General features: G+C 71.0%; 14 protein-coding genes. 7 read left to right on the forward strand and 7 right to left on the reverse strand.

Annotated features, from left to right (window positions below; genetic code table 11):
• Positions 1-79 precede the first annotated feature (79 nt).
• Positions 80-724: a DedA family protein gene (locus ACYQ78_RS08245; RefSeq protein WP_459800129.1), complete on the reverse strand. Its 645-nt coding sequence runs from the start codon at positions 722-724 to the stop codon at positions 80-82.
• A 133-nt stretch (positions 725-857) separates the two neighbouring features.
• Between ACYQ78_RS08245 and ACYQ78_RS08250 the strand changes: the two genes are divergently transcribed.
• The 4 genes from ACYQ78_RS08250 (at position 858) to ACYQ78_RS08265 (ending at position 3,703) form a co-directional block, all read left to right on the forward strand.
• Positions 858-2,018, forward strand: a complete 1,161-nt coding sequence (locus ACYQ78_RS08250) for a sensor histidine kinase (RefSeq protein WP_459800130.1) — start codon at positions 858-860, stop codon at positions 2,016-2,018.
• Positions 2,015-2,677 (forward strand): response regulator, encoded by a 663-nt coding sequence (locus tag ACYQ78_RS08255; RefSeq protein WP_459800131.1) that lies wholly within the window; start codon positions 2,015-2,017, stop codon positions 2,675-2,677. Before ACYQ78_RS08250 ends, ACYQ78_RS08255 begins: the two co-directional genes overlap by 4 nt.
• 113 nt (positions 2,678-2,790) lie before the next feature.
• Complete coding sequence (locus ACYQ78_RS08260; protein ID WP_459800132.1) at positions 2,791-3,156, forward strand: zinc finger domain-containing protein; 366 nt, start codon at positions 2,791-2,793, stop codon at positions 3,154-3,156.
• Between the two features lie 46 nt (positions 3,157-3,202).
• Positions 3,203-3,703, forward strand: coding sequence for a hypothetical protein (locus tag ACYQ78_RS08265; RefSeq protein WP_459800133.1), 501 nt, complete (start codon positions 3,203-3,205; stop codon positions 3,701-3,703).
• A gap of 42 nt (positions 3,704-3,745) precedes the next feature.
• Here the strand turns inward: ACYQ78_RS08265 and ACYQ78_RS08270 are convergent, their stop codons facing one another.
• Positions 3,746-4,303, reverse strand: a complete 558-nt coding sequence (locus ACYQ78_RS08270; protein ID WP_459800134.1) for an RICIN domain-containing protein — start codon at positions 4,301-4,303, stop codon at positions 3,746-3,748.
• 320 nt (positions 4,304-4,623) lie between these two features.
• The gene (locus ACYQ78_RS08275) at positions 4,624-4,794 is read right to left on the reverse strand and encodes a hypothetical protein (protein ID WP_459800135.1); all 171 of its coding nucleotides are present in this window, start codon (positions 4,792-4,794) and stop codon (positions 4,624-4,626) included.
• A 273-nt stretch (positions 4,795-5,067) separates the two neighbouring features.
• On the opposite strand from ACYQ78_RS08275, the gene ACYQ78_RS08280 reads away from it, so the two are divergent.
• Positions 5,068-5,301, forward strand: coding sequence for a hypothetical protein (locus ACYQ78_RS08280; RefSeq protein ID WP_459800136.1), 234 nt, complete (start codon positions 5,068-5,070; stop codon positions 5,299-5,301).
• Positions 5,302-5,498: 197 nt separating this feature from the next.
• On the opposite strand, the gene ACYQ78_RS08285 is transcribed toward ACYQ78_RS08280, so the two are convergent.
• Positions 5,499-5,822, reverse strand: coding sequence for a DUF952 domain-containing protein (locus tag ACYQ78_RS08285; protein WP_459800137.1), 324 nt, complete (start codon positions 5,820-5,822; stop codon positions 5,499-5,501).
• A 14-nt stretch (positions 5,823-5,836) separates the two neighbouring features.
• Complete coding sequence (locus tag ACYQ78_RS08290; protein WP_459800138.1) at positions 5,837-6,160, reverse strand: DMT family transporter; 324 nt, start codon at positions 6,158-6,160, stop codon at positions 5,837-5,839.
• Positions 6,161-6,254: 94 nt separating this feature from the next.
• Between ACYQ78_RS08290 and ACYQ78_RS08295 the strand changes: the two genes are divergently transcribed.
• A complete protein-coding gene (locus tag ACYQ78_RS08295; RefSeq protein WP_459800139.1) occupies positions 6,255-7,238 on the forward strand; it encodes a radical SAM protein in 984 nt (327 codons plus the stop codon).
• Here ACYQ78_RS08295 and ACYQ78_RS08300 read toward each other — a convergent pair.
• Together ACYQ78_RS08300 and ACYQ78_RS08305 are read right to left on the reverse strand one after the other, a co-directional pair.
• Positions 7,225-8,160 (reverse strand): RNA polymerase sigma-70 factor, encoded by a 936-nt coding sequence (locus ACYQ78_RS08300; RefSeq protein WP_459800140.1) that lies wholly within the window; start codon positions 8,158-8,160, stop codon positions 7,225-7,227. The genes ACYQ78_RS08295 and ACYQ78_RS08300 overlap by 14 nt on opposite strands.
• A 40-nt stretch (positions 8,161-8,200) precedes the next feature.
• Complete coding sequence (locus ACYQ78_RS08305; RefSeq protein ID WP_459800141.1) at positions 8,201-8,653, reverse strand: carboxymuconolactone decarboxylase family protein; 453 nt, start codon at positions 8,651-8,653, stop codon at positions 8,201-8,203.
• A 118-nt stretch (positions 8,654-8,771) separates the two neighbouring features.
• On the opposite strand from ACYQ78_RS08305, the gene ACYQ78_RS08310 reads away from it, so the two are divergent.
• Positions 8,772-9,500, forward strand: a complete 729-nt coding sequence (locus tag ACYQ78_RS08310; protein WP_459800142.1) for a phytanoyl-CoA dioxygenase family protein — start codon at positions 8,772-8,774, stop codon at positions 9,498-9,500.
• Positions 9,501-9,520: the final 20 nt, after the last annotated feature.

Raw genomic sequence — 9,520 nt, forward strand, 5'->3', positions numbered from 1 at the left:
CCGGCTGCGTGACTTCGACGCACTGGCCACCGTGCTGTGCGGGAACACGGGATCGATCCTGATGGGCGGCCGGCGGGGGTCAGGTGTCGGAGTTGGTGAGTTCGCGGGCGCGGTCGGCGGGGTCGGCCGGGTCGGTTTTGGCGGGCCGGGAGCGGCGGTGTATCACGTACCGGACGATTTCCACGATGGACGTCACGGTCAGGGCGATGCCGAGGCCGAGCAGGAGGCCCTTGAAAGGGTTGTCCTCGAAGGCGGCGCCGCCGAGGTAGCCGATCAGCGCCGAGTAGCCCGCCCACGACAGGACGGCGATGCCGTCGAAGAAGGCGAAGCGGTGCAGGGGGTAGCGGACGACGCCGGTGGTGAGGGTGACGGCGGTGCGGCCGCCGGGGATGTAGCGGGCGACGACCAGGAGCAGGCCGCCGCGTTCCTCGAAGGCGGCGTGCGCCCAGACGATGGCTTTGCGGTGCTGGATGCGGGTGCCGGCGGCGCGGCCGATCTGGTAGGAGATGTTGTCCCCGATGAAGGCTCCGGCCGCCGCCGCCGCGATCACCAGGCCCAGGTGGAGGGCGCCTTCGGAGGCGGCGAACACCCCGGCGGTGATGACGGCCGTTTCGCTGGGGACCACGGGGAAGAAGGCGTCGATCACCGAGATGCCCAGCAGGGCGATGTAGACCCACGGGGATGTCATCACATCGTGCAGGAAGGTCATGATGGCATCGGTCATGGCAGCCGACCCTAGGGAAGACGTCGGTGGGGGCGCCCCCGGCGATGGTCGCCTCGCAGACCTGTCTTTCGGCAGGGGTGGTGTGCGACCTGGGGATGAGGCCGGGTGGTGCGGGCGGCGGTAGCGTGCTGGGGTGCCCCGTCTGAAGGACCTCGCGTTGTGGCTGGTGTTGTGTGTGCCGGTGGTGTTCGCGCCGGTCAACCCCTACGACTGGCGGCCGCAGGCGGGTAACACGCTGGTGGTGGCGGTCGCCGCCGGGTGCCTGATTCTGGCGGGTGCGGTGGCGGTCGCGCGGGCGCGGCCGCTGGTGGCGCTGGTCGTGGCGCTGGTGATGGGGCCGTGGGCGTCGAGTGAGGCGCTGGCGACGGTGCAGCTGTGGCCGATGAACCATTCGGCGAAGATCGGGCCGTTGAACGGCTTCACCCCGGCGGTGATCACGCTGAGTTATCTGGCGGGGTTGCGGATGGAGCGGGCCCGTCCGGCGGTGTGGTTGTACGGGGTGATCGTCGTGGTGGGCGGGGTGTGCGCGGCGATCTCGACGCTGGGGCCGGCGCCGTCGCTGGAGCCGAACGTGTGGGTGTCGGGGTTGTCGGGGGTGCTGATCTGCAGCCTGCTGCCGTGGACGGTGGGGCGCAGCGTCCGGCATCGCGGCCAGGGGCGGGTGCGGGAGCGGCGCATGGTGGAGGAGCAGGCGCGGTTGCGGGAGCGGGCCAGGATCGCCCAGGACGTCCATGATTCGCTCGGGCATGAGCTGGCGTTGATCGCGTTGCGGGCGGGGGCGATGGAGATGGCGGCCGATCTGCCGTCCCGGCATCGGGAGGCGGCCGCGGGGTTGCGGGAGGCGGCGGGGGATGCGACGGAGCGGCTGCGGCGGGTGATCGGGATGCTGCGGACCGAGGACGAACCGGCCAGCCTGCTCCCCCACGCGCGGGCGGGCGGGATCGCCGACCTGGTGGCGCGGGCCCGCGCGTCGGGGATGACGGTCACCCTGGACGGCGACGCCGATGGCGGTGATCCGCTGGGTGCTGCCTATCGGGTGGTGCAGGAGGGGTTGACGAACGCGGCCAAGCATGCGCCGGGCGCGCCGGTCGTGGTGCGGCTCGACCGGCGGGAGGGGCGGATGACGGTGACGATCCGTAATGACGTCGGGCCGGGTGGCGAGGTGGCGGCGCCGGGGACGGGCCTGGTCGGGCTGTCGGAGCGGGTGCGGCTGGCCGGGGGGACGTTCCAGGCGCGGGCGGAGGGCGGCATGTTCGAGATCACCGCCGGGATCCCCGACGAGGCCCCGGCATGACGATCAAGGTGCTGCTCGCCGACGACGAGATGCTCATCCGCGCCGGGGTGAAGGCGATCCTGGACGCCGATGCGGGGATCGACGTGGTCGCCGAGGCGTCCAACGGGCGGGAGGCGGTGGAGCGGACGCTGGCGCACCGGCCCGACGTGGTGCTGATGGACATCCGGATGCCGGTGCTCGACGGGCTGGCGGCCGCAGCCGAGATCCGCAAGGTCGCGCCCGCGACCGGGGTGGTGATGCTGACGACGTTCGGTGAGGACGAGTACATCGCCCGTGCGCTGAAGGTCGGGGCGGGCGGGTTCCTGCTGAAGTCCGGCGATCCGCGGGAGCTGCTGGCCGGGATCCACGCGGTGGCGGGCGGGGCGGCGTATCTGTCGCCGAAGGTCGCGGCGCGGGTCATCGCCGAGCTCAACAACCGCGACTCGGGGCGGGCGGCGGCCGCGCGGGGGCGGGTGTCGGCGTTGACGCCGCGGGAGCGTGAGGTGCTGGAGCTGGTGGGGGCGGGGTTGTCGAACCAGGCGATCGCGCGGTCGCTGCGGCTGACGGAGGGGACCGTGAAGACGTATGTCAGCGCGATCCTGACCCGGCTGGGGGTGACCAACCGGGTGCAGGCGGCGATCGTCGCCTACGAGGCGGGCGCGGTGTCCTTCGACGACTGAACGCGACTGAGCGCGGCTGCGCGGCCGGTCGGCGTTCGGCTGCGGCGTGTGCCGGAGAGGCCTCCGAGGAGGATCGAACCGGATTTTGGCGGTAGGGAAATGAAGGCGACGGAGTGCTCCGGCGCTTCGCAGAAACGGTCCATTCTGCGACCCCGGCCGAGGTCGAACGGCAGCCGTGCCCCCGATGCGACGTCCAACCCGGATCGCCCTGCAGATCCCGATCCGGTGCAGTCGCCGGGACTTATCACACACGGCTGCGGGCACCTCCCACTTGGCGTTCGGGGCCGGTTTTCGCTGCTCATCCGCAGGATCAGTTCGGCGCGCCGCTACGGCTGGCTCGGGGCCTGCCTCCACTCGGCGGAGACCTTCGACGCGACCGTCCTGATCGGCGTCCGCCTCTACGACCCGGGGCCTGTGCCGCTACCGCCAGCCCGGCCCGGCGGCCAACCCCTACGAATCCTGGTCCGGCGACACGCTGAACCAGCGAAATAGATCCGATATACATCGTGCTCGGAAACTCGCCCTATGACACTCATCGGTAAGACGGCCCGGAGAGCGGCCACCGCGGCGGCGGGGGTCGCCCTGCTCCTCGGCGGGCTGGCGGCCACCGCGACGCCGGCCGACGCGGCCGAGCCCTGCGGCATCTACAACCTCATCGGCGGCAAACTCACCCCGCACACGCTGGGTGGATATCGCGTCTACCTGTGCTACAGCGACATCGCCCCCGGCCCCTACTTCCCCTTCGCCCCGTTCACCGCCTGGGCCAAGGCCAAGGGCCTGCCCGCGGGCGCGATCCTGTCGATCGACCGCAGCAAGAGCGCCATCACCAACACGGAATGGCCGACGACCAGCCAGGTCAGCGCGTCGGGCGGCTGGACGTACAAGGAGAGGACCAGCGCCGGAGGCGCCGGCACCTGGACCGAGGTGGGGGAGATGGAGGCGTACAAGAACGCGGTGCGCATCTGCCTGCGGCTGAGCGGCACGCTGTACTGCCAGAGCACCTGGTTCGCCGACCAGGACTACTGACCGTGAGAGCGGGCGGGCCCGATGGGCCCGCCCGCTTCCTGCTCAGAAGTAGGGATTGAAGCGCTGGTTCCAGTCCCCGTGACAGGGATAGTTCTGCAGGACGACGCCGTTCCCGTAGCCGTAGCCGCGGGCATCCAGGCAGGTGTTCCATTGCACGCTGACCAGCTCGACCCAGTTGCCGTTGATGGTGGACACCCGCACGGCCCGCCACTTCTGGCTGGCGCTGGAGTCGCAGGTGTACTGCCGGACGGTGTTGTCGCCCAGCGCGCTCGGAGGGCCGGCGGTGAGGCACTTCCCGGAGTGCACGTTCTGGAACGTGAACTGGCCGAAAGGCGCGGAAAGGGAGGTGGTCTGGGTGATGCGCCACCGCTGGTTGTTACCGGTGCTCCACAGCCACAGCTGCGCCGCGCCGCCGTTGGCCATGGAGTAGTCCTTGATGTCGATGACCACCGGTCCGATCCCACTGGGAGTGGGCGGATTGAGGATGCTGACATAGGTGGTGTACGTAGAGGCGAACGCCGGCGTCGCCGGCACCACGACCAGGGCCGCCATCGTGGCGAGTCCCGCCACCATGGCGGCGAGTTTTCGTCCCATGCGCATGGAGCTTCCTTCTCGTTCATCCCAGATGGAGCGATTCGGGCGAAGCGTCGGATACGGCTGTATACGTTCGGTATAGGCACTGGTAGAGCGGACAGTCCAGGTCGCCACCCCGCCGCCGCCGACCTGGCCGAGGCCCGCGACTACAGCCCCCAGCTCGTCGCCACCAACGCCGCGGTCAACACCGCACTGCCCGTCGCCTACGCGATCGACCGCGGCTGGCACCTGATCACGGCGGCCCCGGCCTACTACCGCCGCATCGACGGCCTGCGGTTGGAGATCCTGCCGTAGGCCGAGCCCGATCACGGCCCGCCGACCGGACCTCACCAGCAGGTCCTTCTTCCTGCCACTCGGCCCATGCCGCAGGCGTACATCTGGAACGGTGCGAACGCCTCCAAATCGGCGTCGGCCAGCTGCCGCGCCCGCCACTTCCGGTGGCCGTCCACCCAGAGGAAGACCTGGTCGAGGTCGGGCACGCCGTAGCCGCCGGCCAAGTCGACCAGACAGCCCCATCGGCCGTGCCGCCGCCATTCTCACCGCCGGCACCGCTCCCGCGCCCAAGGCTCCGATCTCGTGCCTTCTTCGGAGGAGTACGTAGCCGCTTCAGCTCCGAGACCCGTCTTCCCTCGGGCGCATCAAGCAGACCGGTCAGCTGCGCTCGCAGCTGACCGGCACGCTCGGCGAGCAACCGGTACAGCCACGCGTTTCCCCGGCCACGTACCTCGCTGATCAACCGGGTCAGGGTAGTGATCCCGGCCGGGAGCAGGATGCCCGCGCTCAGCATGTGCACCACGGCCCGGTCGAACAACGCCCTCGGTCCCTCCACAGTCGACCCCACCCGCGCGGCCAGGTGGTCGCGCATCGGTCAGGAAGGTGCCGAGCATGCGCACGGTGCCCCACTGCACCGCCCACCCCAGCTTCGCGGCCGGACGGCGCTCACCGGCTGGCACCTCCAGCGCTCGGGCATCCAGGTCGACACCTCGCCACGGAACCGGCGGTAGCGGGCCACCTGCTCATCCAAGAGGAAATCCACAGGCACGAGAAGGGACGCTATGACGGCCAACCAGGGCAAATATCCGCCGCCACCGAATCGTCGTCAAGATCACGTTCCTGCCGTCAAAATCCGGTCCGATCCTCCTCGAAGGCCGAGACGGCGGGCGGTGCCGGCCACGCGGAGCCGTAACGGAAGAAGGAGCTCTTAGGTTTGGAGGCTGAACGGGGTCACCGCGGCCACCGCCGGGACCGGGAGCGGGCCGTAGATGTGCGGGAACTGCTCCGCGGTGCCTTCCGGGGACTCCAGGACGACCGGGACCGACAGTTTCGACTCGTCGATGTGCAGGAGCAGCAGCGGCTCGGTCACCTCGGAGTAGAAGCGGGCCGCGACGGTGCGGGCCTGGGCCAGGTCGCGGGAGGCGTGGATGAAGCCCTCCTCGTCGAGGGTGCGTCCCAGGGTGGAGATCCGGTATTCCCCGTCTTTCTGGGCGTGGGCCCAGTCGGAGGCCAGCGCGAGATGAAAGATCACACCTCGACCCTACTTCAGTGGCTTCCGGACAGGTTCAGCAGGACGACCCCGCCGATGATCAGCGCGATGCCGCCCGCTTTGACCAGGGTCATGGTCTCACCCAGGAAGACCGCGCCGATGGTCGCGATGACGGCGGTGCCGACCCCGGCCCAGACGGCGTAGGCGACGCCGACCGGCATCTGGAGTTTCAGCGCCCGCGACAGCAGGGCGAACGAGGCGACGTAGCCGATGACGACGACGATCGACCAGAGCTTGTGGGAGAAGCCGTTGCTGAGTTTCAGCGCGGTCGTGGCGAGCACCTCGGACACGATGGCTCCCGCCAGGAAAATCCACGCCACGGCCGTTCCTTCCGACTTTTTGCTGGTTTGTGACACGGTATCGGTGCGCGCGTCCGGGTGGCGAGGAGGGTCGAATGCGTGTTCTACTGGCTGTATGCGTTGGGACGCACCCACCCTGCACGAGCCTGGGCCCGCGCGCCCCCGGGTCGAACGGCAGGCGATCACCCGCGAGTTCGGTGACATCACCTGCTACGAGGTGGCCGCCCGCACCGCGATCGAGGCCGTCCCCGCGGCCGCCGAACTGCCTTATGCGTGGGCGGTCAGTCCCTACCGCGGCTGCCAGACGGGGTGCCGCTACTGCGCCGCGCGCCGGGGGCACCGCTATCTGGGGCTCGACACCGGCGACGACTTCGACACGAAGATCGTGGTGAAGACCAACCTGGCCGACCGGCTGCGGCGCGAGCTGGGCGCGCCCAAGTGGCGGGGCGAGAGCGTGGCGCTGGGGCTCAACGGCGACTGTTACCAGGGAGCCGAAGAGGTCTACCAGCTCATGCCGAAGATCATCAAGGCGCTGGCCGACGCCGCCAACCCCTTCACCGTTCTGACCAAGAGCCCGCTGATCCTGCGTGATCTGCCGCTGTTACGGGAGGCGGCCAAGGTCACGCGGGTGTCGGTGGCGGTGTCGGTCGGGTTCGTCGACGACCGGCTGCGGCGCGGCCTGGAGCCGGGGGCGGTCTCGCCGCAGCGGCGGCTGGAGATCTGCGCGGCTTTGAACGAGGCGGGGGTGCCGTGCGGGGTGCTGATGGCGCCCATCCTGCCGCTGATCACCGATTCGGCCGATTCCCTGCAGGCGACGGTGCGGCGGGCGGCCGAGGCGGGGGCGACGTCGCTGGTGCCCGGGGTGCTGCGGCTGCCGGCGGGGGCGCGCGATCCGTTCATGGCGTGGCTGGGGCGTGATCATCCGGGGCTGGTGCCGCGCTATGAGGAGCTCTACGGCGCGGGGGCGCTGACCCCGGCCGACTACCGGGCGCGGATCGCGGCGCAGGTGGAGGCGCTGGCGGCGGCTTATGGGATCGGGCGGGCGTCCAAGCAGTGGAAGCGCCGCCGCTCCCCCGACCGGCAGCTCACCCTCGTCTGAGCCGGGTCCGCCGGACCTCCCGGTCGACCGCCCAGGCGTCCGCCACCGGGCCGAGATGGCCGAGTTTGTCGGGGTTGATCACCGAGCGGATCGCCTGGATCCGCCCGCCGGTGATGTCGAGGGTGATGTCGAGGGTCAGCACGTGCAGGATCCGGCCGTCGCGGTCGCGGAAGATCGCGCCCGGGAGGCCGTTCACCTCGTGGGGGGTGAAGGTCACCCCGGCTCCGGTCATCGGCGGGAACACCGCCGCCAGCAGGCGGGCCACCTTCTCCGCGCCGACGAGGGTCCTGGCCAGCTGCGGGGCCTTTCCGCCGCCGTCGCCGACCATCGACACCTCGGCGGCGAGCAGGTCACGCAGCCCGTCGACGTCGCCCTCGCTCAGGGCGGCGAAGAAACGGGAGGCCAGCTGCTCCCGCTCCTCGCGGACGGGGGCGAACCGGGGGCGGCCCGCCTGCATGTGCCGCCGCGCCCGCACCACCAGCTGGCGGCACGCCGCCTCCGACCGGCCGACGGCCTCGGCGACCTCGTCGAAGCCGAAGCCGAACACCTCCCGCAGGACGAACACCGCCCGCTCCAGCGGGCTGAGGCGTTCCAGCAGCAGCAGCGCCGCCATCGACACCGAGTCGGCCAGCTCCGCCGCCCGGGCCGGATCCTGGTAGGGGTCGCTCAGCAGCGGTTCGGGGAGCCACGCCCCCGCATAGGTCTCCCGCCGCACCCGCGCCGAGCGCAGCACGTCGATCGAGATCCGGGTGACCGTCGTGGACAGGAAGGCCTTGGCGGACACCGGCGGTTCCCGGAGGGCGGCGAAGCGCAGCCAGGTCTCCTGGACGGCGTCCTCGGCCTCCCCCACGCTGCCCAGGACGCGGTAGGCGATCGAGAACAGCAGCGGCCGCAGCCCCTCGAACTCCTCGACTCTGGTCACACCGCATCCTCTCCTGCCGGCCCGTCACGGAAGAAGACGATCAGTGGACGTGGCCCGGCACGTAGTCGCCTGCCGGCTGGCGGGTGATGATGTTCAGCCGGTTGGCCGCGTTCATGAACGAGATCAGCAGCACCAGCGCGGTGAGCTGCTCCTCGTCGTAGTGCTTGGCGGCGTGCTCCCACACCTCGTCGCCGACCCCGCGGGGCAGCGTGGTGCCCGCTTCGGCCAGGGCGAGCGCGGCCCGCTCGGCTTCGCTGTAGACGGTGGCCTCGCGCCAGGCCGCGACCAGGTGCAGCCGCACCGGCGTCTCCCCGGCGGCCGCGGCGTCCTTGGTGTGCATGTCGAGGCAGACGGCGCAGCCGTTGAGCTGGCTGACGCGCAACGCCACCAGCTCCTGCGTGGCGGCCGGAAGCGGCGACTCCTTCAGGGTCCGGCCGGCCGCCATGAGGTGGCGGATGGCGGGGTGCCGGGTGAAGACCAGGCGTGCGTCCATGGTGGGGCTCCCTCATCGGTGGACTGTCGCCCTCTGAGACGAGACGGCCCGGCGCCCTGTGACACACCGGGCGATAAATGGTTGGTCGGCGCGGGCGGATCTGAGTACCGTCGCGGCCATGTCCGCGCCCTTCTCCGCCGCCGATCTCGACGCGTTCGCCCGTGACGGCTTCCTGAAGCTGCCCGCCATCGTCCCCCGCGAGGTCGCCGACGGCGCCCGTGACATCCTGTGGCGGCAGATCGCCCTGTCCCCCGACGACCCCGCGGGCTGGACCCGGACCGTCGTGTGGACCGCCGACCCCGCCGGGTTCGGGCCGTTCGGGCAGATGATCGGCTCGCCGCGCCTGGCCGCCGCCCTCGACCAGATCGCCGGACCGGGCCGCTGGGGCAGGCGCACCACGCTCGGCAACATCCCGGTGCGTTTCCCGAACCTGCCCGACGCGGGCGACACCGGCTGGCACATCGACCTCAACGCGGGCGCCGACTGGTCGAAGATCGCCGTGCGGTCGCGCAGCCTGCTGCTGCTCACCCTGTTCTCCGAGGTCGGCCCCGACGACGCCCCCACCCGCATCCGCGCGGGCTCCCAGCGCGACACCGCCGCACTGCTCGGCGACGACGAGGTCGACCTGATGGCCTACGGGGCCCGCCTCGACGAGGCCAGCCGCGACCGGGCCGTCGCCCATGCGACCGGTGAGCCGGGCGACGTGTACATCTGCCATCCGCTGCTCGTCCACGCCGCCCAGACCCACCGGGGGACCAGGCCGCGGTTCATGTCCCAGCTCCCGATCACCCTCGACCCGCTGCTCGACCCGGCCGAGGACACCCCGCTCGGCGCCGCCCTGCGCTAACTGCATTTTCTTCCGTTACG

It is taken from the genome of Herbidospora sp. RD11066, from assembly GCF_054661255.1.